This is a genomic window from Caballeronia fortuita, assembly GCF_001544835.2.
Lineage (GTDB): Bacteria > Pseudomonadota > Gammaproteobacteria > Burkholderiales > Burkholderiaceae > Caballeronia > Caballeronia fortuita.
This window is the reverse complement of sequence record NZ_FCNX02000018.1, coordinates 1-22,629: the sequence shown is the minus strand read 5'-3', so window position 1 is coordinate 22,629 and position 22,629 is coordinate 1. Positions and strand designations below refer to the sequence as shown.

The 22,629-nt window shown below is 63.3% G+C and carries 25 protein-coding genes; 11 read left to right on the top strand and 14 right to left on the bottom strand.

The annotated features are described in order from the left end of the window. Positions 1 to 2 precede the first annotated feature (2 nt). The 5 genes from bcsA to AWB77_RS28210 form a co-directional block, all read right to left on the bottom strand. Positions 3 to 2,219 carry a UDP-forming cellulose synthase catalytic subunit gene (gene bcsA / locus AWB77_RS28230; protein ID WP_061137770.1) on the bottom strand — a complete coding sequence of 739 codons (2,217 nt, stop codon included), beginning with the start codon at positions 2,217 to 2,219 and terminating at the stop codon, positions 3 to 5. Then, positions 2,216 to 3,004: a cellulose biosynthesis protein BcsQ gene (bcsQ, locus tag AWB77_RS28225; RefSeq protein WP_061137769.1), complete on the bottom strand. Its 789-nt coding sequence runs from the start codon at positions 3,002 to 3,004 to the stop codon at positions 2,216 to 2,218. The genes bcsA and bcsQ overlap by 4 nt, the downstream gene beginning before the upstream one ends. Next, a complete protein-coding gene (gene bcsP / locus AWB77_RS28220; RefSeq protein ID WP_061137768.1) occupies positions 3,001 to 3,753 on the bottom strand; it encodes a cellulose biosynthesis protein BcsP in 753 nt (250 codons plus the stop codon). Before bcsP ends, bcsQ begins: the two co-directional genes overlap by 4 nt. A gap of 119 nt (positions 3,754 to 3,872) precedes the next feature. Then, positions 3,873 to 4,328 carry a cellulose biosynthesis protein BcsD gene (gene bcsD / locus AWB77_RS28215; protein WP_061137767.1) on the bottom strand — a complete coding sequence of 152 codons (456 nt, stop codon included), beginning with the start codon at positions 4,326 to 4,328 and terminating at the stop codon, positions 3,873 to 3,875. Positions 4,329 to 4,844: 516 nt separating this feature from the next. Next, complete coding sequence (locus tag AWB77_RS28210) at positions 4,845 to 5,042, bottom strand: hypothetical protein (RefSeq protein WP_061137766.1); 198 nt, start codon at positions 5,040 to 5,042, stop codon at positions 4,845 to 4,847. A gap of 437 nt (positions 5,043 to 5,479) precedes the next feature. Here AWB77_RS28210 and AWB77_RS28205 point away from each other — a divergent pair, with 437 nt between their 5' ends. After that, positions 5,480 to 6,094 carry an NAD(P)-dependent oxidoreductase gene (locus AWB77_RS28205; protein WP_061137765.1) on the top strand — a complete coding sequence of 205 codons (615 nt, stop codon included), beginning with the start codon at positions 5,480 to 5,482 and terminating at the stop codon, positions 6,092 to 6,094. Positions 6,095 to 6,120: 26 nt separating this feature from the next. Here AWB77_RS28205 and AWB77_RS28200 read toward each other — a convergent pair whose 3' ends face one another. From AWB77_RS28200 to AWB77_RS28180, 5 genes are all read right to left on the bottom strand, one after another. Then, complete coding sequence (locus AWB77_RS28200) at positions 6,121 to 6,588, bottom strand: DUF3331 domain-containing protein (RefSeq protein ID WP_244158680.1); 468 nt, start codon at positions 6,586 to 6,588, stop codon at positions 6,121 to 6,123. 625 nt (positions 6,589 to 7,213) lie between these two features. Further along, positions 7,214 to 8,050, bottom strand: coding sequence for an ABC transporter permease (locus tag AWB77_RS28195; RefSeq protein WP_061137763.1), 837 nt, complete (start codon positions 8,048 to 8,050; stop codon positions 7,214 to 7,216). Between the two features lie 3 nt (positions 8,051 to 8,053). Further along, the gene (locus AWB77_RS28190; protein WP_061137762.1) at positions 8,054 to 9,325 is read right to left on the bottom strand and encodes an ABC transporter permease; all 1,272 of its coding nucleotides are present in this window, start codon (positions 9,323 to 9,325) and stop codon (positions 8,054 to 8,056) included. 64 nt (positions 9,326 to 9,389) lie between these two features. Continuing rightward, positions 9,390 to 10,424, bottom strand: a complete 1,035-nt coding sequence (locus AWB77_RS28185) for an ABC transporter substrate-binding protein (RefSeq protein WP_061137761.1) — start codon at positions 10,422 to 10,424, stop codon at positions 9,390 to 9,392. 56 nt (positions 10,425 to 10,480) lie between these two features. Further along, a complete protein-coding gene (locus AWB77_RS28180) occupies positions 10,481 to 11,587 on the bottom strand; it encodes an ABC transporter ATP-binding protein (RefSeq protein WP_061137760.1) in 1,107 nt (368 codons plus the stop codon). A gap of 181 nt (positions 11,588 to 11,768) precedes the next feature. Between AWB77_RS28180 and pdxR the strand changes: the two genes are divergently transcribed. After that, complete coding sequence (gene pdxR / locus AWB77_RS28175) at positions 11,769 to 13,280, top strand: MocR-like pyridoxine biosynthesis transcription factor PdxR (protein ID WP_061137759.1); 1,512 nt, start codon at positions 11,769 to 11,771, stop codon at positions 13,278 to 13,280. On the opposite strand, the gene AWB77_RS28170 is transcribed toward pdxR, so the two are convergent. Next, the gene (locus AWB77_RS28170) at positions 13,271 to 13,855 is read right to left on the bottom strand and encodes a TetR/AcrR family transcriptional regulator (protein ID WP_061137758.1); all 585 of its coding nucleotides are present in this window, start codon (positions 13,853 to 13,855) and stop codon (positions 13,271 to 13,273) included. The two genes, pdxR and AWB77_RS28170, sit on opposite strands and share 10 nt — an antisense overlap. 98 nt (positions 13,856 to 13,953) lie before the next feature. On the opposite strand from AWB77_RS28170, the gene AWB77_RS28165 reads away from it, so the two are divergent. Next, positions 13,954 to 14,421 (top strand): nuclear transport factor 2 family protein, encoded by a 468-nt coding sequence (locus AWB77_RS28165; protein WP_061137757.1) that lies wholly within the window; start codon positions 13,954 to 13,956, stop codon positions 14,419 to 14,421. 22 nt (positions 14,422 to 14,443) lie between these two features. Here the strand turns inward: AWB77_RS28165 and AWB77_RS28160 are convergent, their stop codons facing one another. Further along, positions 14,444 to 15,466 (bottom strand): transporter, encoded by a 1,023-nt coding sequence (locus AWB77_RS28160; RefSeq protein ID WP_061137756.1) that lies wholly within the window; start codon positions 15,464 to 15,466, stop codon positions 14,444 to 14,446. Between the two features lie 247 nt (positions 15,467 to 15,713). Between AWB77_RS28160 and AWB77_RS28155 the strand changes: the two genes are divergently transcribed. The 3 genes from AWB77_RS28155 to AWB77_RS28145 all read left to right on the top strand — a co-directional run bounded on the left by AWB77_RS28155 (position 15,714) and on the right by AWB77_RS28145 (position 17,124). Beyond that, on the top strand, positions 15,714 to 16,058 hold the full coding sequence (locus AWB77_RS28155) for a hypothetical protein (RefSeq protein ID WP_061137891.1): 345 nt from the start codon (positions 15,714 to 15,716) through the stop codon (positions 16,056 to 16,058). Between the two features lie 63 nt (positions 16,059 to 16,121). After that, entirely contained in the window at positions 16,122 to 16,550 is a 429-nt protein-coding gene (locus AWB77_RS28150; protein ID WP_244158679.1) for a response regulator, read from the top strand. Between the two features lie 295 nt (positions 16,551 to 16,845). Next, entirely contained in the window at positions 16,846 to 17,124 is a 279-nt protein-coding gene (locus AWB77_RS28145; protein WP_061137754.1) for a hypothetical protein, read from the top strand. 109 nt (positions 17,125 to 17,233) lie between these two features. On the opposite strand, the gene AWB77_RS28140 is transcribed toward AWB77_RS28145, so the two are convergent. Further along, the gene (locus AWB77_RS28140; protein ID WP_061137890.1) at positions 17,234 to 18,187 is read right to left on the bottom strand and encodes a chemotaxis protein; all 954 of its coding nucleotides are present in this window, start codon (positions 18,185 to 18,187) and stop codon (positions 17,234 to 17,236) included. A gap of 257 nt (positions 18,188 to 18,444) precedes the next feature. Here AWB77_RS28140 and AWB77_RS28135 point away from each other — a divergent pair, with 257 nt between their 5' ends. The 3 genes from AWB77_RS28135 (at position 18,445) to AWB77_RS28125 (ending at position 20,862) form a co-directional block, all read left to right on the top strand. Then, complete coding sequence (locus AWB77_RS28135; protein WP_061137753.1) at positions 18,445 to 18,885, top strand: CBS domain-containing protein; 441 nt, start codon at positions 18,445 to 18,447, stop codon at positions 18,883 to 18,885. 112 nt (positions 18,886 to 18,997) lie between these two features. Next, a complete protein-coding gene (locus AWB77_RS28130; protein ID WP_061137752.1) occupies positions 18,998 to 20,014 on the top strand; it encodes a diacylglycerol/lipid kinase family protein in 1,017 nt (338 codons plus the stop codon). Further along, complete coding sequence (locus tag AWB77_RS28125; RefSeq protein ID WP_061137751.1) at positions 20,011 to 20,862, top strand: metallophosphoesterase family protein; 852 nt, start codon at positions 20,011 to 20,013, stop codon at positions 20,860 to 20,862. Before AWB77_RS28130 ends, AWB77_RS28125 begins: the two co-directional genes overlap by 4 nt. Here AWB77_RS28125 and AWB77_RS28120 read toward each other — a convergent pair. After that, on the bottom strand, positions 20,846 to 21,241 hold the full coding sequence (locus tag AWB77_RS28120; protein WP_061137750.1) for a PPC domain-containing DNA-binding protein: 396 nt from the start codon (positions 21,239 to 21,241) through the stop codon (positions 20,846 to 20,848). The two genes, AWB77_RS28125 and AWB77_RS28120, sit on opposite strands and share 17 nt — an antisense overlap. Positions 21,242 to 21,349: 108 nt before the next feature. Here AWB77_RS28120 and AWB77_RS28115 point away from each other — a divergent pair, with 108 nt between their 5' ends. Both AWB77_RS28115 and AWB77_RS28110 read left to right on the top strand, forming a co-directional pair. After that, positions 21,350 to 21,739, top strand: coding sequence for an MAPEG family protein (locus AWB77_RS28115; protein ID WP_061137749.1), 390 nt, complete (start codon positions 21,350 to 21,352; stop codon positions 21,737 to 21,739). A gap of 17 nt (positions 21,740 to 21,756) precedes the next feature. Then, positions 21,757 to 22,431, top strand: a complete 675-nt coding sequence (locus AWB77_RS28110; RefSeq protein WP_061137748.1) for an alpha/beta hydrolase — start codon at positions 21,757 to 21,759, stop codon at positions 22,429 to 22,431. Positions 22,432 to 22,629: the final 198 nt, after the last annotated feature.

The following is a 22,629-nucleotide window of genomic DNA, read 5'->3' as shown; positions in this document are numbered from 1 at the left end:
TTTTATTGGTCTTTGGTTTTCAGCTTTTTCACGTCGACCGGGCGCTTGTTCATCCAGGTACGAAGGTCGCTGTACAAATGATCGAATAATCCGGCGATGCCGCGCGTTCCGACGAGCAGCACGTGCGACAGCCCGCGCAACGGCGTGTCCGGGCGGCGTCCTTCGGACCAGCCGGTCCAGGCATCCGCGCGCGCGAACGTGGTCTTGACGAAGTCGTATTCCTGCTCCCGCGAGAGCTGCGAAAAGCGCAGGCCGACGCGCCCCGGCTCGGTATAGCCGACCGTCGCCGGGAACGCGTATTCCTCGTCGCCGCGAAAGAGCGAGACGGTGACGCGCTCGTGCATCGGCACTTCGATCTTGCTCGGCAGCGCGACGCCGACGCCGCCTTCCGAATAGTCGATGGTCTCGCACGCGAGCGTGCGGCCCGTCGAGAACTTGAGCATGACGGGCATCTTCATCGTGACCCGATGCGTCGCGCGCACCTGCTTGCGCTCGCTCGCCGCCGCTACCGATGCGCCCAGAATCAGCATGTTGTAGACCGTCCAGCAGAGATTGAGGATGGTCGTGTTCACTTCGCTGCGCACATGCCAGTTGATGACGATATGCACGATGCCCGCAACGAAGCCGAGCAGATTCAGAAGCAGCAGAAACAGATACGGCCGCGAGATGTACCAGTCGAAATAGTCCTTCGCGATCTGGCCGCCCTTGGCCGTCACGTTGAACTTGCCGAGCTTCGGATTGATGACGGCGAGCAGCGTCGGCGCGGTGATGTACGAGGCCAGCACCGATTCATACACTTCGGCCCAGAACGAGTGGCGGAAGCTGCGCTGCATCCGCGAATTGGTGATACTCGCGTGCATCATGTGCGGCAGCGCGAAAACCGCGATGGTGCTCGCCGCCGCTTCGATGACGTGCGCGCCGAAGAACAGATACGACAGCGGCGCGGTGAGAAAGACGAGACGCGGCACGCCGTAGAAGAAGTGCAGCATGCCGTTGAGATAGCACAGCCGCTGGCCGATCTTCAGGCCGCGCCCGGTGAGCGGATTGTCGATGCGGAAAATCTGCGTCATGCCGCGCGCCCAGCGGATGCGCTGCCCGATGTGCCCCGAAAGACTTTCGGTGGCAAGACCCGCTGCCTGCGGAATCGCGAGATACGCGGTCGTATAGCCGAGCCGATGCAGCTTGAGCGCGGTATGCGCATCTTCGGTGACGGTCTCGACCGCGATGCCGCCGATCTCTTCGACCATCGAGCGGCGCAGCACGGCGCACGAACCGCAGAAAAAGGTCGCGTTCCAGAGATCGTTGCCGTCCTGCACGAGACCGTAGAACAGTTCGCCTTCGTTCGGCACCTTGCGGAACGTGCCGAGATTGCGCTCGAACGGATCGGGCGAGAAGAAGTGGTGCGGCGTCTGCAGCATCGACAGCAGCTTGTCGCGCAGGAACCAGCCGAGGCAGATTTGCAGAAAGGAGCGCGTCGGGATGTGATCGCAGTCGAAGATCGCGAGGAATTCGCCCTTTGTGATCTTCAGCGCCTCGTTGATGTTGCCCGCCTTCGCGTGCCGGTTGTGCGTGCGGATCGTCCAGTTGACGCCGACTTCCTCGCAGAACGCCTTGAACTCGGGACGGCGGCCATCGTCGAGGACGTGAATTTGAAGCTTGTCGGCGGGATAGTCGAGCGCGAGCGCCGCGTAGATCGTCGGCTTTACGACGGAAAGCGGCTCGTTGTAGGTCGGAATGAAGACGTCGACGGTCGGCCACTGGCTGCGATCGACCGGCAGCGGCAAGGGCTTTCGCTTCAGCGGCCACGCGGTCTGGAAGTAGCCGAGCATGAGCACGAGTGTCGCGTAGACTTCGGCGGCAACGAGCAGGAGGCCCCATGCGGCATCGAGCGGACGTTCCCAGTAGGTCGTTTCTGTGAGACGCCAGAACATGTAGCGGCCCGATGCGACGATCGACAACATGATCATCACGAGCGTCGCGTACTGGCCTTGCAAGCGCCGAAAGCCGAGCGCGAAGAGAAAGCAGATCGTCGCGAAGGCGAGTTGCTGGCCGAACGCGAGCGGCACCGTGACCACGAAGTAGAGCGCGAACGCGGCGAAGAGCGTGAGCAGGATCACGACGAGGCGGCTGCCCCAGATGCCCGCATCGACGAAACGTTCGAGGCGCGAGGTCGCGACGCTCACCTCGGTTTCGGGCGAGGGAATCTTGGCGGAACTCATGCGAGTTTCCTCGACGAAGCGGCGATCGAATCGACGGCGGCGAGCAGCCAGTCGCCGCACGCGCGCAGATCGGCGGCGGCTTGCGAGAGCGGATCGTAATGGATGAGCGTCGTGTCGCACGCAAGCGATTCGGAGACGCCTTCGTCCTGATGGATCACGCCCGGAAAGAGCTTCACGCCGAGCATGTTGCGCAGAACCTTCAACACGTCCTTGCTCAACTGACGCGACTGATCGACCTGATTCACGACATAGCCCTGACCCGCGAAATCGGCGCGCGGCGCGGCGTAGGCGTCGATCATGCGCTCCATGCCGGGAATCGCGGCGTAGGACGCGGCGTCCGCCAGCACGACGTTCAACGCGAAATTCGCCGCGGTCAGCGCGGTGCGCGTATAGACGGAGGAGCCGGGCGGCGTATCGACGATCACGATGTCGTTGGCGTCGAGCGCGAGCGAACCGAGCGCATGGGCGAGCCACGCGGGATCGGCGTCGACGAGCGCCTCGAAGCGGCGGCGGTCGTCTTCGATCACCGCGCCGTAGGGCAGCACCGTCACGCCGTCGACGCCGTCGAACATCACGGTTTGCCACGCGTCGCCGGCGAGGGTCGCGCGCGAGATGCCGTCGATGCTGTCGAGCGGAATGCCGAAGTGCAGGCGCAGCGCGTTCTGCGGATCGAGATCGAGCACGATCACGCGGCGGCTGCGCGCGGCGAGCACCGAGGCAAGATTGGCGGCGAGCGTCGTTTTGCCGACACCGCCTTTCGCGGAAACTACCGTAATGACTTTCATGAGCGTGAGAGGCGGCTCGCGCGCGCCGGAACGGTGCTGCCTTGCGTGTTCGTGGATTCGTCGCGCGGCGCGCGGGCGTGGCGCAGTCGCTCGAAGACGGCGTCGAGCGAGCCGGCGCGCGTGCTCGCGCTCGGCACGTCCGGTGTTTGCGGCTCGAAGAGCTTGCCGAGAATCGATTGCGGTGCGGCGGGCGTTCGCTCCGTGACGGACGCGACCGGTGCGGCGGGAGCGGGCGCGCGGCGCGACAGGAAGTTCGAGCCGAACGTGGCAGCGGCGCGCGCGGGTTCCGGTTCGACTGGCGCGGGCGCCTGAACCGGCGGCGCGCTCGATTTGGCAGCGGGCGGCGAATCCGGAATCGTTCCGGTTTCATTCGACGCCGCTTCGCCGAGCACGGAAAAACGCAACGCGCTGAGCGACTCGGCCGCTGGCGGGTTGACGGGCGGAATCGTACGTCGATGTGCCCGCGTGAAAAGCTGTGGCCGGCCGCGATGAATCGGCGTCGGTTTGTCGGTCGGCGTGTCGGCCGATTCGATGGGCGCTTCGTCCGGACGTGCCCGCGCGGCGGTCGGCTGAGCATCGCGGCGCGGCGCAATTTCCGGAATCGCCGGCTGCGCGAAGTCGAGCGTCGCGAGCAGCGGCCAGCGCGTGCGGGCCGTCTTGGCCTCGTTTTCCCGGCCTATTTCCTGATAATCGCCTGCGTTGCCGCCGAAATGATCGAAGAGCTTCTCGATATCGCGCGAAGTATTCATGATGCCGCTTCCTCGTCGTGCTGTGCTTGATGCCTGGCCGTGCTGCCTGTTTTGAGCCGCCCGTCGGGGCGGTCTGTGCCGCCGCATCGAGGCGGCGGTCGGACTGCGCGAAAGACGCTTCAGGCCGCGACGCGCGCGAGCCTGAATTCGATGGCCGCGTCGTCGCCGAACTCGCTCGCCTGCCGGATCGCGAGTCCCTGCGCGCCAAGCGCGGCAAGCCACTGTTGATACGCGCCTTCGAGAAACGCGGGCGTCCAGGCGAGTGCGTCTTCGCCGAAAGCCGGCAGCGGCGCGCAGTAATGCACGATGCTCAGAAAGTCGCGCTCGTCGGACAGTTCGACAAAGCCCCAGTCGGTGTCGCGCCACAGCGCGTTGAGCGCGTCGGCGAGCGCGGATGTCGAATCGCAGGCGGGCAGCGGCCGAGCCTCGGCGAAGCGGCTGCCGACACGGTGCATCAACTGGCGAAGTTCGTTGCGCCCGATCTGCGCTTCGAACTCGTCCGCAAGGGCGGCCAGCAGGCCACGCCATTGACGGGAAATCTGACTGTCCAACAGATAATCGAAAATAGCGGCCATGTTTTGTTCAGCGCGGCGTTCGCCACAGCGCGTGTTGATCGGTCTGGAAAACGTCTTCTTGACGTCTTGTTAACGTCCTCGCCGGGAATATCTGAACCCGTGAGCATTGATCCGGGCGCTTGTCCAGGCGCTATTACACGTCTGAACTTACTTCAATGCAGTTTTTTTCGCCAGTAGAAACACTAACAGGGGATTCGTCGCCGGATCAGGCGAACAGGGCGCGACAGTCGACTCAATTCCGACGTTTGAACGGGCGTGATGGACAAGTCGTGGACAGCGTGGGGCGGTTCCCGTGCACGGTTCCAGCCCGCCCGCCGCAGCGAGGCGGCAGTGTACCATCTCGTTAAAGCAGTGCAATGCGGGGCGGCTTCTGATTCGCCCCGATTGACTTTTATACGACGGCAGTTTCTAAGTCTTTGATTCGTCTTAGTAAAGCTGCTGAAAGGCAATGAGTTGCCCGATGATGGCGAAAAAAAAGCGCTCCATTTGGAGCGCTTTGCATGAGGTCCTGGACGCTCAGGGGTTTGCGCGTACCGCGTCCCTGACTGCGTCCATCACAATGCCGTAATTGAGCGGGATGTCCAGCGAATCGGAGTAGCCGGGTTCGTCGGCGGACTCCTTTTGGACGGCGCGTACCGGAATCGCTTCGTAGGCGGTTTCGCCTGCCGGATTGTCGCGTCCTTCGATGGCACCCTGCAATTGCGGATTCTTCACGATTAACTCCTTCCGGTAATGGAGCGGCGAGGAACTGCAATATAAACCAATGTCATGACATTTTGGCGACTCGATTTGGAAACTCGCTCCGAAACTGCTGCGCGCGGCGCGCCGGTAATCGCCGCTGTCGCGCGTCTCGAAAGAGTGCGGGGCCTCTAGTTTAACGTTGTCGTGTCTGTCGGAAAGCGCCGTTCCAATATGAAGATGGTGTATCGGTATTGCGTTTGCCCGGTGGAAACGGCCCGGAAATTGCATGACCGATGATTTGCCATGCAGGCTATTAATAATCGCCGCGCGCTAATCGATTCTCCGTTTGCGTCCTTACGGAAAACAAATCCGATCGAAAGCGGCGGCTGTGCCGTGGTTTGTTTCCGTTTATGATGATCCGGCCGGTCGGCCGAGCCGGCGCAACGCCCTAGAAAAAGGAGAAGGTGGCAATGAGCAGAATCGCGATCATTGGCGCGACGGGCAACGTCGGAAGCCGTCTGCTGGAAGAATCGTTGCGACGCGGACACACGGTAACGGCGATCGCGCGCGACACGAGCGGGCTTGCCGCACGCGACGGCGTGACCGCGAAGAACGTCGACGCGCTGAACGCCGATGCGCTCGCGGCCGCGCTCGCCGGTCACGACGCCGTGTTCAGCGCAACGCGCTTCGCAACGGTCTCCGAACCCGCAATCGTCGAGCCGGTGAAGCAGGCGGGCGTGCGGCGGCTGCTGGTGGTCGGCGGCGCGGGAAGCCTGTACGCCGCGCCGGGCCAGCGCGTGCTCGACTTGCCCGAATTTCCCGCCGCCTACAAGCCGGAAGCCACGGCGGGCGCGGCATTTCTTGACGCGCTGCGCCGGGAACGCGAAGTCGACTGGACCTTCGTGTCGCCATCGGCGGAATTCGTGCCCGGCGCGCGCACGCAGAAATTCCGCGTCGGCGTGGACGAACTGCTCGTCGACGGCGCGGGGCGGAGCTGGATTTCCTTCGACGACTACGCGATCGCCTTCCTCGATGAGTTCGAGCGCGATGCGCACATCAAACAGCGCATCACCGTCGGCTATTGAGCGGGCGAACGCGCGCGGCGGCGCGCTCAGCCGTGGAGATCGGCTTCCATCTCCTCGGCGTTCTTGGGCATCGCCGCGGCGAGGATCATCGCCGATGCGTTCTGCGGCTTCGGATCGCGTTGCGACGGCCGATACACCTGATCGCCGCGATGAATCGGCATCCCCGATAACGAGCAGACGCCTTCGGCCGTCGCCGTGGTCGCGCGCCAGCCCTGATAGCCATAGTGGCAGGTGCCGGGATCGGACCAATAGACGAGCGCCGTCGCGCTGCTCGGGCGCTCTATCACACGCACGACGGCTTGCGGAAACGGCAGCCGGTCATCGGAATGATGCGGGTGCGTGCGGTTCCAGTCGCGCGTCAGGCGCTCGAGAAACGCGCTCTCGGCCCGCGCGGATTTCTGGGAAGGGGCAGTGCGGGCGATATCCGTGGGCATCGCCTCGAGCAGGTGAACCGTCTGTGACCACGGGTCCGCTCTTTTCGAAAAAGCTGTCATGGCATTGTTCCAGGCTTTGACTCGACCTAGAACGTACGTCATTAAGCATATTCCGATAAATACTGCATCAGTGAATACACTATCCCGTTGTTGCGAATAATCGAGACGCGTTCGCAATGGGCCCAAGCTGCGCCTTACTGGGCGGGCGTCTAAGCGATTCGTAAGGCGTGGCTCGGACCGGCTCGGAGCGTCTCAAATGCGAAAATCACCTGGTTCCAGGAAGGATTTCTTTGCTAGCGGCTGCTTTTGTACGGCAATACCGAACAGTGTCGGGCCGTGTTTGACGTCGCGGTCCCACTCCGAAGCAGGCGCGTTAAGGGTTCTGCCGGTTCGCCATAGCGAGCTCGGACCGGCAAGTTCACGCTTCGGCGCGTGCACATCAGCGCAGCCATCCGAACGCGAGCCGCCGATTAGTCGAGAACACGACGAGGATCACTGCGGCTGCGGTAAACGTCGGACTGATGTTTTCGCGGATGTTGGCTAAGCCGTCGTTTGAACGTCTGCGGCCAGAAAGACAGTCACGACACTTCAAAAGGGCGGATCTGGACGGTGTCGAAGGCCCGCTCAGAGTCAGGCGCATTACCGGTTTCGGCCAGTCCGCCATCGCTACCTCGGACTGGCGAATTTACGCCACGGCCCGCGCCGCCGCACGCCCGCGCAGCCATTCGAGCGCCAGCAGCAGGCTCGTCGAGAACACGATGAGAATCGTTGCAAGCGCGGCAATCGTCGGACTGATGTTTTCGCGGATGCCGGTAAACATCTGTCGTGGCAGCGTCGTCTGGTCGGCGCCGGCGAGAAAGAGCGTGACGACGACCTCGTCGAACGATGTGGCGAACGCGAACAACGCGCCCGAAATCACGCCCGGCGCGATGACCGGCAGCGTCACGCGAAAGAAGGTCTCGAGCGGGCTCGCGCCAAGCGACTGGCTCGCACGGACGAGGTTGTAGTTGAAGTTCTGCAGCGTCGCGCCGACCGTCGTCACGACGAAGGGCACGCCGAGCGCCGCGTGCGCCAGGATCAGCCCGAAGTACGTATTCGCAATGCCGAGCGGCGCGAAGAACAAATACATGCCGACACCGACGACGATCACCGGCACGATCATCGGCGAAATGAGCACGGCCATCAGCAAACTCTTGCCAACGAACTTCGCCTTCGTGAGCCCGACCGCCGCGAGCGTGCCGAGTATCGTCGCGACGACGGTTGCGGAAGGCGCGACGATGAAGCTGTTCTTTGCAGCCATGCGCCATTCCTGCGACATCACGAGGTTGTGATACCAGCGCATCGACCAGCCCGGGATCGGATAGACGAGGAAGGTGCTCGATGAGAACGACAGCGGCACGATCGCCAGCACGGGCAGGATCAGATACAAAAGCGTCAGCACGCAGAGAATGCGCAATGCGAAATACCAGACGCGTTCGATGGCGGACGTGTGCGGCGCGAACATCGGTTTGGCGAGTTTCATTTTTTACCCCAGACTCACGTTCGTGCGCGTGAAGCGGCCGTAGACTACGTAGAGCAGCAGCGTCGCGGCGAGCAGCAGCGCACCGAGCGCGCACGCCATGCCCCAGTTGATCGTCACGTTGGTGAAGTACGCGATGTAATAGCTGACCATCTGATCGTTCGGCCCGCCGAGCAGCGCCGGCGTGATGTAGTAGCCGATCGCGAGAATGAACACGAGCAGCACGCCCGCGCCGATGCCCGGATACGTCTGCGGCACGTACACGCGCCAGAACGCGGCGAACGGATGACTGCCGAGCGACACGGCCGCGCGCTGATAGGTAGGCGGCACGGATTTCATCACGCTATAAAGCGGCAGGATCATGAACGGCAGCAGGATGTGCGTCATCGAGATATAAACGCCGACACGATTGAACAGCAGCGCGAGCGGCGATCCGATCAGCCCCGCGCCGATCAGCGCCGTATTCACGAGGCCCTCGCTTTGCAGCAGCACGATCCACGCGGCGACGCGCACCAGCACCGACGTCCAGAACGGAATCAGCACGAGCACCATCACGAGATTCGCGCGGCGCTCAGGCAGCGTCGAAATCCAGTAGGCGAGCGGATAGCCGAGCAGCAGCGCGAACAGCGTCACGCCGACGCCGATCACGAAAGTCCGCCCGAAGACGTTGAGATAGATCGACTGGTCCGGGTCTGCATGGACGATATTGCCGAAGCCATCCTGCTTGTGATCCAGCGACGCGAGAATATAGAACGGCGAATAGCGGCCCGCGTTCTTCGCGATCGCCTGCCAGTAGGCGGGATCGTTCCAGCGTTCGTCGATCTCGATGATCTTCGACCTGATCTGCGCCGCCGGCAGCGGCTTGCCGTCGTCGCCGGTGAGCGGCATCGCGCGCGCGGTTTTCGCGACGAGCGAGCGATAGCCGGGAATCTCGGTGTTGAGCCGCCGGGCGAGGGCGCCCATCGATTCGCCGTCGGAGACGACTGTCAGATCTTGAGCGAGCGCGGCATACGCTTCATCCGATGGCGGCGTCTTGCGGTCCCATTTCGCGAGCGCCGCGCCGGTGTGCGGCAGCGCGTTCGCCACTTCGGGGTTTTCGATGGCGCGCGTGAGCAGCGCGCCAATCGGCACGACGAAAATCAGGAACAGAAAAATGGCGAGCGGCGCGATCAGCGCGAGCGCCATGGCGCGCTTCTTCGCATCGGCGATTTTCAGTTCGCGCTTCAGACGCGCGCTCGATTCGCGCGATTCGTCCGCGGGGATCGTCATGGTGTTCACGCTTGTGTCTCCTTCTTGACGGTCGGCCTCTCGACGACGCACGACCGTCGCTCCTTCAAAGTGCTTACTTCGACGCCCACGCGGTAAAACGCTGCTCCAGCTCGTCGCCGTGATCGGTCCAGAACGCCATGTCCTGCAGCACGGCGTTCTTCGCGTTTTCCGGCGAGTTCGGCATGTCAGCCTTGGTCTTCGCGTCGAGCGCGGCGATCGCGGCCTTGTTCACCGGGCCATATGCGATGTTCTTCGCATAGGTTTCCTGCGGCTTCTGCGACACCGAATACGCGATGAACTGCTGGGCCACGTCCTTGTTCGGCGAGCCCTTCGGAATCGCCCAATAGTCGAGGTCGTAGATGCTGCCGTTCCACACGACCTTCAGGTTCTTGCCTTCCTTGCGCGCCGCGTCGATGCGGCCGTTATACGCGGTCGACATCACGACATCCCCCGCGACGAGGAATTGCGGCGGCTGCGCGCCGGCTTCCCACCATTGAATCGATGGCTTCAGCTCGTCGAGCTTCTTGAACGCGCGATCCGCACCGGCCTTCGTGCCAAGCACCTTGTAGACGTCCTTCGGCGCGACGCCGTCGGCCATCAGCGCGAATTCGAGGTTGTAGCGCGCGCCCTTGCGCATGCCGCGCTTGCCAGGAAATTTCTTCGTGTCCCAGAAGTCTGCCCAGCCGGCGGGCGCGGTTTTCAGCTTGTCGCCGTTGTAGGCGAGCGCCGTGGACCACACGAAGAAGCCGACACCGCAGGTTTGCGGCGATTCGGGCACGAGGTCCGACTTCTTGCCGATCTTCGACCAGTCGAGCTTTTCATACAGACCTTCGTCGCAGCCGCGCCCGAGATCGCCCGATTCGACTTCGACGACGTCCCAGTTCACGTGTTTTGCTTCGACCATCGCCTTGACCTTGGCCTGCTCGCCGTTGTATTCGACGGCCGTGACCTTGTTCTTCGACGATTGCTCGAACGGCTGGTTGAACGCGACTTTCTGCGCGTCGCCGTTCGCGCCGCCGAAGTTGACGACGGTGATTTCCGCCGCGCCCGACACCGCCGACGCGCACGCCAGCGCCGCCGCCATGGAACACAAAGCGAGTTTCTTCATGATGGTTTCCTCTTTTCTTCGACTTGGTTTTGTCAGTGGACCTACGGGTGGGAAGTTCAGGCGAACACGCGCAGATGTTCGGGCGCGAATTCGAGCGCGATAGGCGCGCCCGGCGTGAACCCGTCGAGCGCCGCAGTGCCGAGCGGCACCTTGACGAAGCATTCGTCCTGCTCGCGCACGCCGCAGCGCATGCGTACGTGATCGCCGAAATAGATGAGGCTTTTCGCTTCGCCGGACAGCGCGTTGATGTTGCCGTTCGCGTGTCCGTTGCCTTGCGTGCGATCCGTGAGCTTCATGCGCTCCGGCCGTATGCACGCGATCGCCTCCGCGCCCGGTTTCGCGTTCGCGACATTCAGCCCGGAGACACGCGTGCCGTCGGCCAGGCGGATCTCGCAAAAATCGCCCTGAATCTGTTCGATGGTGCCGCGCAGCCGGTTGCTGTCGCCGATGAAGTTCGCGACGAACTCATTGCACGGCGCTTCATACAGATGATCGACGGTATCCAGTTGCTGCACGATGCCCTTGTCGAACACGGCGACGCGGTCGGACATCGTAAGCGCTTCACCCTGATCGTGCGTGACATAGACGAACGTGACGCCGAGCTTCTCGTGCAGCGCCTTGAGTTCGATCTGCATGTGCTCGCGCAGTTGTTTGTCGAGCGCGCCGAGCGGTTCGTCCATCAGCACGAGCTTGGGTTCGAACACGAGCGCGCGGGCGAGCGCGATGCGCTGCTGCTGACCGCCGGAAAGCTGCGCGGGATAACGCTTTGCGAAGCTCTCCATGCGCACCATCTTGAGCGCGTTGTTCACGCGATGCGCGCGTTCCTCGGCGGACATCTTGCGCACCGTCAGCGGATATTCGACGTTCTGCTGCACCGACAGATGCGGGAAGAGCGCGTAGTTCTGAAACACCATGCCGATGTCGCGCTTGTGCGGCGGCACCTTGTTGAGCAGCTTGCCGTCGAGCCAGATCTCGCCGCCCGTCGGAAACTCGAAGCCCGCGAGCATCATGAGGCATGTCGTCTTGCCGGAACCGGACGGCCCGAGCAGCGTGAGAAATTCGCCCTGATAGATATCGAGATCGAGCGATTTGACCACGAGCGTTTCACCGTCGTAAGTCTTTCGAACGCCGCGAAAGCTGACGATCACCTGATCGGATTTCATCTTCCGTGTCTCCTTCGGAAAACCCTGATACTGCCGAACGCCTCACCGCGCCCGGAAATTTTTTCCACGTCGTGCGATAACTATAGCCCGCCACGGTTCTACAATGTGGAGCCATTTCAATATTCAAAATGGAACCACTTCAACGTTTTTCGAAGAGTGGTTCCGTCCCACGAGACACATCATGGATACCATCATCCTGGCCGACTGGCTGAGCGCGCGCCTCGACCGCACGGCCGCCGAACCGACCTATCGGCAGATGCTGGAACTGATGCAGCAGGCCATTCTCACGGGGCAACTCGCGCCAGGCACGAAGCTGCCGAGTTCCCGCACGCTCGCGATCGATCTGGGCATCGCGCGCAATACGGTGCTGCATGTCTACGATCAGTTGACGGCCGAAGGCTATGTGAATTCGACGACCGGCAGCGGCACCTATGTCGCCGATACGGCCCCGCGCGATGGCGTCGCGAAGAAGGCGAAAACCGAGGAAAGCAAAGCGCCGTGCACGATCTCGCGGCGCGGCGAGCGGCTGATCGCGCAGGCGGGCGTGTCGCCGAAGCAGTGGGGCGCGTTCATGCCGGGCGTGCCGGACGTCGCCGAATTTCCCGCGCGCACCTGGAGCCGTCTGCAGGCGCGGCTCTGGAAGCGCGCAAGCCCTGATCTGCTGACGTACGCGCCGGGCGGCGGCTATCGTCCGCTGCGGCGCGCGCTGTCGGATTACTTGCGCGTCGCGCGTTCGGTGAAGTGTCAGCCGGATCAGATCATCATCACGACGGGCATCCATCAGTCGATCGATCTCGCCGTTCGTCTGCTTACCGATTTCGGCGATCGCGCGTGGGTCGAGGAACCGTGCTACTGGGGCGTGCGCAGCGTGCTGCAATCATCGGGATTGACGCTCGTGCCGATTCCCGTCGACGAGGAGGGACTCAACCCGACGCCGCGCGACATGGTCGAAGCGCCGCGCATCGCGCTCGTGACGCCTTCGCATCAATATCCGCTCGGCATGGTGATGAGCCTCGCGCGCCGCCGTGCGCTGCTCGAATTCGCGCGCCAGCACAAGGTGTGGATCATCGAGGACGACTACGACAGCGAATTCCGTTACGGCAGCCGGCCGCTGTCATCGCTGCAAGGGCTCGACGACGCGGGGCAGGTGATCTATGTCGGCAGCCTCGGGAAGATGCTGTATCCGGGCTTGCGGATGGGCTATATGGTCGTGCCCGAAGCGCTCGTCGAGACGTTCCGGCTCGGTGTTGCGGAGTTGTATCGGGAAGGGCAGCTTATGCAGCAGGCCGTGCTGACCGAGTTCATTCTCGATGGGCATCTGACCTCGCACGTGCGCCGCATGCGCGGGCTGTACGGCGAGCGCCGCGAGTTGCTCATAAACGCGATCCGCGCGCGCTTCGGCGACACGCTCGCCGTGCGCGGCGACGAAGCCGGCCTGCACTTCGTGCTCGAACTGCCCCATTTCGCCGATGACCGCGCGGTCACCGCCGACGCGCTCGCGGCCGGCGTCGTGACGCGTCCGCTCATCCATTACTTCATGAATCACGACAAGGCGCTGCGCGGTTTGATGCTCGGTTACGCATGCGTGCCTAATGCCGATATCGCGCCCAACTTCGACAAGCTCGCCGATGTCATCGAACGCGCATTGACGCCGATGCACACGCCAATGCCGACGCCGCTGGCTCAGGCTTGATCCGCCGCGCCGCGCTTGATCGCGCGGACCACGCGTGCGAGCGCCTTCAACGCATCGGCGGGCGATGCCGCGAACTGCGCGGCGACGATCGCGCCATCGACGGCCAATGCGAGCGCCTGCGCATCCGCTTTCGCCGTGCGCGAGGCGGGCATGAGGGCGCGGATCGCTGCGGTCATGTCGCGCTTGTGGCGGCGTGAGATGTCGACGGCCTGCGGCAGCGTCGCGCCGACTTCGACCACCGAATTGATGAACGCGCAGCCACGATAGTTTTCGCTGCCGAACCATTCGGCCAGCGCGGGCACGAGCGCGTTGAGCGTGCCGCCGTGGCGCGCGAGCGCATCGCGGAACCACGTCATCCAGTTGTCGTGCCGAAAGTCCAGGAACGCGACGATCAGATCGTCCTTGCTCGGGAAATAGCGGTAAAAAGTCTTCTTCGCGACGCCCGATTCCGCGATCACGCGATCGATGCCGGTCGCGCGAATGCCGTCGCGATAGAAGAGATCGTGTGCGGTGTAAAGGATGCGCGCATCCGGCGTAAGATCGGCGACATCGCCGGAAGAAGCGGAAGTGTTCATGCAATCGATTGTAGACAGGTTCGTCTACCTGCGCTAGAGTGCGTCGGGTAGACAGACCTGTCTACTTCTCCCGCCAATGACCCGAAAGAGGACTCGCCATGGAATCCAAGCCGCCGTTTCCGCCGTTCGATGAAGAATCCGCGAAGCTGAAGGTCCGTCTCGCCGAAGATGGGTGGAACACGCGCGATCCGGAGCGCGTATCGCTCGCGTACAGCGTGGATACGCGCTGGCGCAATCGCGCGGAGTTCGCAAACGGGCGCGAGGAAGTGGTCGCGTTCCTGCAACGCAAATGGGCGCGCGAGCTGGATTATCGGCTTATCAAGGAATTGTGGGCGTACACGGGCAATCGCATCGCCGTGCGTTTCGCGTACGAATGGCACGACGACGCCAACAACTGGTACCGCAGCTACGGCAACGAGAACTGGGAGTTCAACGAAGCGGGACTGATGACGCATCGTCATGCATCGATCAACGACCGGCCGATCAAGGCGGAGGACCGCAAGTACCACTGGCCGCTCGGCCGCCGCCCCGACGATCATCCGGGTCTCAGCGACCTCGGCTTCTGAGAACATTCACGGCAATCACGGGCTACATGTCGCGGCGACGCCGGAAGGCCCACCATCCGGCGAGCGCGGTGAACGTCGCGACGATTGCCACCAGCAGCCAGAAGCCGTGATGATTTTCCGCGAGCGGAATGCCGCCCACGTTCATGCCGAAGAAGCCCGCGACGATATTGATCGGCAACGCGAGCACCGTCACCAGCGTCAGCGTGAAAAGCGTGCGATTGCTCTGCTCGTCCATGCGCGTCGCGACTTCTTCCTGCAGCAGCTTGATGCGCTCGACGAGCCCGGCGAGATCGTTGAGCACGAGCGAGAACTCTTCGGTCGCGTCGCGCAAATCCTGAATATCCTGCGAATGCAGCCAGCGCGGCGGCCGCGCGAGCAGACGGAACACCGAGCCGGGTTCCGGCGCGAGCAGCCGTTGCAGGCGCACGAGCACGCGCCGCAAGCCGCCGAGATCGGTGCGGGTCGCGGCGCCGCGCATCGAGAGAAAACGATCTTCGATGCCGTCGACCTCGACGCTCGTGCGCCGCACGATATGCACGAGCAAGTCCGCCTGATCGCGCAGCAGATGCGCGAGCAATTCCGCGGGCGAGCGGAAGATTTCGCCGCGCTTCACCGACTCGCGCAGCGAATCGACCGAGCGCAAGGGTTTCAACCGCGCCGTGACGATCAGCTTCTGATGCGTGTAGACCCACAGCGTCGCGATTTCCGAAGGCGTAAGCTCGAAGTTGAACATCACGTCGTTGATGACGGCGAGAAGCGCGCCTTCCTGGTGCTCGATGCGCGTCGAATGCGAGCCTTCGTTCAGCGTGTCGAAGAACGCGTCGGGCAGGCCGAGGCGGCCGCGCATCCATCGCTCGCACGCGCTGTTGGCGAGATCGAAGTGCAGCCAGACGAATTCCCTGGTCGTATCCTCGCGAGCCAGCCATTCTCTCGCGCCTTCGGCATCGATCGGCTCGCCAGGATGATCGACGTGAAAGCGAAAGCCGCAGACGAGACCGGAGAAATCGGAGCCGTAGGGCGCTCTTTGCAGGGTAGCGGGATTCATGCGGGCGTTCGGTTGCATTCTGAGGATGTCGGCGTGTGTACTTTGGACGCGGGCCTCGGCGCTTCAGGCACGCGCTAGTGTGCCACCGGTCGCGCCCCGAATCGCGATCGTAACGCGTGCGCGCCGGCGAAACGATCGCCTGGCGCGCGCGTGTGCGTGCAAATTTGGCTGTCATATTGTCGGCGTATCATCGCGCCACGCAAGACGGGCGCACACGATGCGCCGCGCAAAAACTGGGGAGAAAGCTGTGGAAGACCGTGACGATCTGGACGGGGCGACGCAAAACACGGCGGGCGGGCTCGTCCGTCTGGCGTCGGTGATCGCGGGGCTCGCGCGCGAAGGTGCGATCGATACCCGCTTCGGCGCGAAGCTACTGAAGCGGCTCGACAAGGAAGCGCGGCGCGTCTCCGCGCACGGCACGGCGCCGCTCGACGAAGCCGAACAGTCCGCGCTCGTCGGCGCGCTCGGCGAACTGGATGTCGCGTTGCGTCAGCGCGACGCGGCCTCGCTCGTCGAGGCGAACGCGCGGCTGCGCGAGAGCGAAAGTGCATCGGGCAAGCGCCGCAAAAGCAGGAAGGACGGCGACGCCTGAGCCTGCAGGCGGGGCAGGCGCGAATCATGCTGCGGCGCGGATATGTGTCCTCGTCCAATGCCCATGTCCGTATCTTTGCCTTCCCAATGCGCGCTGTGGACGAACCGCAGTGTCGACGTGCATCGCGATCCGTGGCGCATTCTCATCGTCGACGACAACGCCCATAGCGCGGAAGCGCTCTGCGCTGCGCTCGAATCGGACGGTTTCGACGTGCGCTTCGCACTTTCCGGCGTCGAAGCCCTGCACGCGATCGACAGCTGGGTGCCGCACGTCGTCATCCTCGATGTCACGATGCCCGAACACGACGGCTACGCGACCGCGCGCGTGCTGCGCCGGATCGCCCGGACGCGCGACGCCGTAATCATCGCGTTCACGGCGCTCGGCGAGGACATCGTGCGGGCCGAAGGCGTGCATTCCGGCTTCGACGGCTACTGTCAGAAGGGCAATCCACCAGCGGAACTCGTCCGTCTCATCGGTCGCGTCCTTCATTGACCGATTTTTAGCACGCTCGTTCTTGTTTTAATTGTTCCGTCCCCGCCGAACGACGCGTCGCAACGCGCGGCAATGCAACACGCGCGAACCCTTATGGATCAAGTCCCTCGGAGAATTCTGAACGCTCGTGCAGCCAGGGATTGTTGGCGCACGGCGAAAAGTGAATTGAAACTTATAGAGATAAAAAACCGATAGTAGGGGTATACACTGCATTCCATCGACGTAGCAGACAGTTTCTCGCAAGACCGCTGCGGCGCTTTCTGATTGAACGTCAACCGTCTTTGGAGCTCACACCATGAAACGCAATCTTATCGCTACCCTTCTGATCGCCGCTTCCGCTTCGCTCGCCGCGCCCGCTTTCGCAAGCGGCTACGGTCCGGCACCGTCGTACCGCCCGGCTGTCGGCGCGCCGGCATCGCAGCAAGGCCCGAGCGCACAAACGATCGCCGCTGAAGAAAACGCGCACGGCGTGAACGCTTCGGCATTCGGCGGTTCGCGCGACACGCTGGCTCAATCGGGCAACCGTGCGGCGCAATCGGGCAACAACCCGCAATCGGTCTTCTTCGGTCACTAATCGAATCGGCTGGCCCGGCTTATCCGCCGGGCGTACTGGCTGAACGACCGTATCGGCGCCCGCTGGCGCAGACTCAAAAGGTCTGCGTTCGGCGGGCGCCGATCGTTTTTCAGGCCGCGAGCGCGCCGCGCATCACGCTGGCGAGTTCCGACGCCTCGAACTTCGACACATACGCGTTCGCGCCGACCTTGCGAACGTGCTGCTCGTTCGCCGATCCCGACAGCGACGAGTGAATCACCACCGGAATGTGCATCAGCCCGGTTTCCGCCTTGATGCGGCGCGTCAGCGTGAAGCCGTCCATTTCCGGCATTTCCAGATCGGTGAGCACGAGCGCGATGTGATCCGCGACTTCCGTCCCTTCCTTCTGCGCCTTACGCAGCGCCGCTTCCAGCACGTCCCACGCTTCCTGGCCGGTCTTGGTCATCACGAAGGGCACGCCCATCGCGGTCAGACTTTGCTCGATGAGCGCCCGCGCGACGCCCGAGTCGTCGGCGGCGAGCACGCGCGCGCCCGGCTTCAGTTGCAGGCGGCCGGTGCTGGCCTCGGTGATATCGCTTTCCTGCGACGGCAGCACGTCGCGCACGATGCGCTCAACATCGAGCACCTGCGCGAGCCGCGAGCCGTCGACGTTGCCGTCGAGCCGCGCGAAGCTTGTCACGGTCTTGCCGCCCGAATGCGATTCCGCCGACAACACCTGATTCCATTCGAGCCGCACGATGTCGTCGACTTCCTCGACCGCGAAACCTTGCGTCGTGCGCGCGAACTCGGTGACGAGCAGAATCTTCGGCCCGTTCTTCGGCCGGCAGCCGGTGATGCGCGCGAGATCGATCACGGGAATGATCTGCCCGCGAATATCCGCGACGCCAAGAATCTCGTCGCTCGATCCGGCGACGGCGGTGATCGTCGGCATCGCGAGAATTTCGCGCACCTTGAACACGTTGATGCCGTAAAGCTCGCGCTGTTCCGAGGCCGGCGCTTCGCCGAGCCTGAACAGAAGCAATTCGAACATGTTGCTGCCCGCGAGCCGCACGCGCTGCTCGATATCCTGTTGTGAACTGCTCACTTCGTTCTCCCTAAGCGATGCCTTCGTGTATTTGCCCGTGGCGTGACTTTCCACCGGATGCATGATTAGCGGCATTAATCGACGAAACTGAAGGCATGCGGCGACGATGCGCGTGGCGCCAGTGACCTATACTTTTTCGAATGGTCGGGTTAATGCCTATGAAGGCATCGCGCGCGAGGCTTTACGCTGCATACAGGCGCATGAATCTTCCGTCGCCCAGGCGCAACAACGTTCCCCGCTCATAACGGAGGCGCTCGATGGCAACAGTCGCACAGGTTCTGAATTCGAAACCCGACCAGACGGTCTTTACCGTCCCCGCCACGGCGTCGGTCTTCGAGGCAATCAAGCTGATGGCCGACAAACACATCGGCGCGGTGATCGTCACCGAAGGCGACGAGATCGTGGGCATCATGACCGAGCGCGACTACGCGCGCAAAGTCGTGCTGATGGACCGCGTATCGAAGCACACGCCGGTGCGCGACATCATGACGTCGCAGGTGCGCTACGTGCGCCCCGACCAGACCACCGACGACTGCATGGCGCTCATGACCGACAAGCGCATGCGCCATCTGCCGGTGATCGACAACGGCAAGCTCGTCGGCATGATTTCCATCGGCGATCTGGTGAAGAACATCATGGCCGAGCAGCAGTACACCATCCAGCAGCTCGAGTACTACATTCGCGGCGAGCACACGTAATCTCGGGCGATCCGGCTGTAAGCATTTCGTTATAATCGGCAGGCTTCGCGCGCGAGCGTGAGGCCCACCTTGCCGCGCGGTCCCGCGCGCGAGAATCGAGGGAGCGCCGCCGATGACGCCGACAGCCGCAACCGCCGCAAAAGCCCCAACCGGATCCACGTCCGCCGATACGTCGAAGCCGCTCGCCGCCGACGCGCCGTTCTTCATCGTGATGAACGCCGGTTCCGGGCGGCGTCAGTCGGACGAGACGCGCGACGTGCTCGAACGCGAACTCGGCGCGGCGGGCCGCCGCTTCGAGTTGCATGTCGTCGACGATCCGCATCGTCTCGCGGACGTCGCCCGCAAAACCGCCACGGCGGCGTGCGACGAGGGCGGCGTGCTCGTCGGCGCGGGCGGCGACGGCACGCTATGCACCGTTGCGCATGCGGCGCACGAAGCCGGATGCCCGTTCGCGGTGCTGCCGCGCGGCACGTTCAACTACTTCAGCCGCGATCACGGCATTCCCGCCGATCTCGAACAATCTACCCGGCTTCTGCTCGATGCGCGTGCGTATCCGGTGCAGGTGGGCTTCGTCAACGAGCAGATGTTTCTCGTCAATGCGAGTCTCGGCCTCTATCCGCGATTGCTCGAAGACCGCGAAATCTACAAGCGTCAATTCGGCCGCAGCCGGCTGGTTGCGCTGTGGTCGGCGCTGCTCACGCTGCTCAAGCCGCACCGGCATTTGCGTCTGCATATCGATCACGAAGGCAGCACGACCGAGATTCGCTCGTCGACGCTCTTCGTCGGCAACAATCGATTGCAGATGGAGCAGATTGGCATGCCGGACGAGGCGCACGCGCTGGAACAGGGCTTGCTCGTCGCCATTGCACCGCGCCCGGTCGGGCGGCTCATGCACTTGTGGCTGTCATTGCACGGCGCGGCGGGGCGGCTGTCGGACTCGGATCATGTCGTGAGTCTGACGTTCGAGCGTATCGTGGTGACGCATCCGTCGAAGAAGCGCAAGCCGGTCAAGATCGCAACCGACGGCGAAGTCGCGAAGCTGCGCATGCCGCTCGAATTCCGCGTATCCGGCAAGCCGCTTTACCTGCTCAAGCCCGAACCGTCGGTGGCCGAAGCGAATCGCTCATGACCTTGCTGTTGCAGATATCCGATACCCATTTCGGCACCGAGCGGCCCCAGGTCGTCGCGGCGCTGCTGCGTCTTGCCGATGCGCTCGCGCCCGATCTGGCCGTGTTCTCCGGCGACATCACGCAGCGCGCGCGCAAGCGGCAGTTTGCCGCCGCGCGCACGTTCGTCGATGCGCTCGGCGCGACGCCCGTGCTCGTCGTGCCCGGCAATCACGACATTCCGCTCTTCAATCCGCTCGCGCGGCTTTTCTATCCGTACGCGAATCATCAGCGCGCGTTCGGGGCCGATCTCGAACCGGCGTTCGAATCGCCGGAATTGCTCGTGCTCGGCGTGAACACGACGCGCGCGTATCGCCACAAGGACGGCGAAGTGTCGATGCAGCAGGTGAAGCGCGTGGCCGCGCGGCTGGAGGCGGCGAGCGCGGCGCAGTTGCGCGTCGTGGTGACGCATCAGCCGGTAGCCGTCACGCGCACGCAGGACGAAAAAAATCTTTTGCATGGACGCGAGCGCGCGGTTCAACGCTGGGCGCGCGCGGGCGCGGACCTGATTCTCGGCGGCCACATTCATCTGCCGTACGTATTGCCGCTGCACGATACCTTCGCGGGACTCGCGCGCCGCATGTGGGCGGTGCAGGCGGGCACGGCGCTGTCGTCTCGCACGCGCGGCACCATCGACAATTCGGTGAACGTGATCCGCCATGACGAAAGCGGCGCCGGTGACAGCGCCCGCCGCACGACGGTCGAGCGTTGGGACTACTCGGAGGCGAGCGAGGCGTTCGAGCTGATCGCGCGCCACGATCTTGCGCTCGGCGTCGCGCAGCCTGCGGTCGCCGTCACGACGCCCGGATGACGAGTTCGGCGAAGCCTGTCGCGGCGTCGTGCTCGCGCGTGTAGCGTTCGCCGGGCAGATGCGCGATGACGAGCTCCGCCGTCGTGCGCACGATGCAGCCCGGTGCGACGTGGCCGCCGACGACGCGGCCGTCGGCATCGGCGATGCTCATGTGCAGGTGCGGGCCTTGCGCGGACAGCGTGCCCGCGAGCGTGAGAATTTCGATATCGCCGCGCAACTCGGCGGCGTCGTCGCGGCCCGCGTAGCGCAGCCGCGCGACGCTCAGGCTGCCGATGCCCTGAAGCACGTAGGCCGCCGAAAGCGCGTGCGTGCGAAAGGCGTGATCGAGTGCGGCGCGGAGGTCGTCGCCGGGTGACAGACGCAGGGTCATCGCATGCATGAGTGAGAGCCTCGGAGCGCAATGCATTGCAGACTACACGCCTGACTGTCGCGGTGGCATGATGATCGACCCATCGTCGCTATATTCTGATCTTGACGCGGAGACGCCATGAGTTTCGAACTGACGATGCTGGCCTGGACGCTCGTGCTTGCGCTGGTGCAAGTGTTGCTGCCTGCTGTGGTGCGCAATCGCGAAGTGGGCATCAAATACCAGGCTGGCCCGCGCGATGCCGCGAGGCCGCCACCCGGCAAGCTTTGCGGAAGATTGATGCGCGCGCAGTCGAATCTGTTCGAGACTTTGCCGATTTTCGCCATCGCGGTGCTGATCGTGCACATGACGGGGCGCGAGAACGCGCTCACGCATTACGGCGCGCTGGCGTATTTCGTCGCGCGTCTGGTCTACGTGCCGCTCTACGCGGCGGGCGTGCCGTTCGTGCGGTCGCTCGCGTGGCTGGTGTCGGTCGTGGGCATCGTGCAGATACTCGTTCCCATCATCTGACGAGAGGAGTGAAGGTTATGACCGACCAGGCTTCGACCATCGAGATCGAGACCGCGCCGAATCCCGAATTCGCCGTGATTCTGATGCATGGCCTGGGCGCCGATGCCAACGACTTCGTGCCGCTCGTGCCGGAGTTGCGTCTCGCCGATGCGCCCGCTATCCGCTTCGTGTTTCCGAACGCGCCGGAAATTGCCGTTACTGCCAACAATGGCTACGTGATGCGCGCGTGGTACGACATATTGTCGTTCGAGGGCATCAACCGGCGCGTGGACGAGGCGGGCATCGTGGCTTCGGTGGAGCGTGTGCGGGCGCTCATCGCGGAGCAGAACGCGCGTGGGATACCTAGCGAGCGTATTTTTATCGCGGGATTTTCGCAGGGCGGGGCGATGACTTATCACGTCGGGTTGACGCATCCGCAGAAGCTCGCGGGGTTGATCGTGCTGTCGGGTTATATCCCGTCGGAAGGCGTTATCGATGAAGCGCTGTCCGAGGCGAATCGCTCGATTTCGATTTTTGCCGCGCATGGGAATTTCGATGATGTGCTCAATGTGAGTCTTGGAGAGCAGGCTTGTGAGTTTGCGCGTGGGTTAGGGTGTGATGTGGATTGGCATACGTATCCCATGCCGCATTCGGTTTGTATGGAAGAGGTTGAGGCTTTGAGGAACTGGCTTGCGGTGCGGTTGGTTTTTTAGGGTTTTCGCCGGATCCCGTTTTCTTTGTGGTTTATTTGCGTTGACCCTGTGCGGGGCGGCGGTTTGGCCGGTCCCTTGGCGGCGGTGGTGATCGCTTCGATTCGCCGGATCCCGTATTCGTGTTGGTTTATTAGCACTGCCCCTGTGCGGGGCGGCACCTACTTTCTTTGCTGCTGCAAAGAAAGTAGGCAAAGAAAG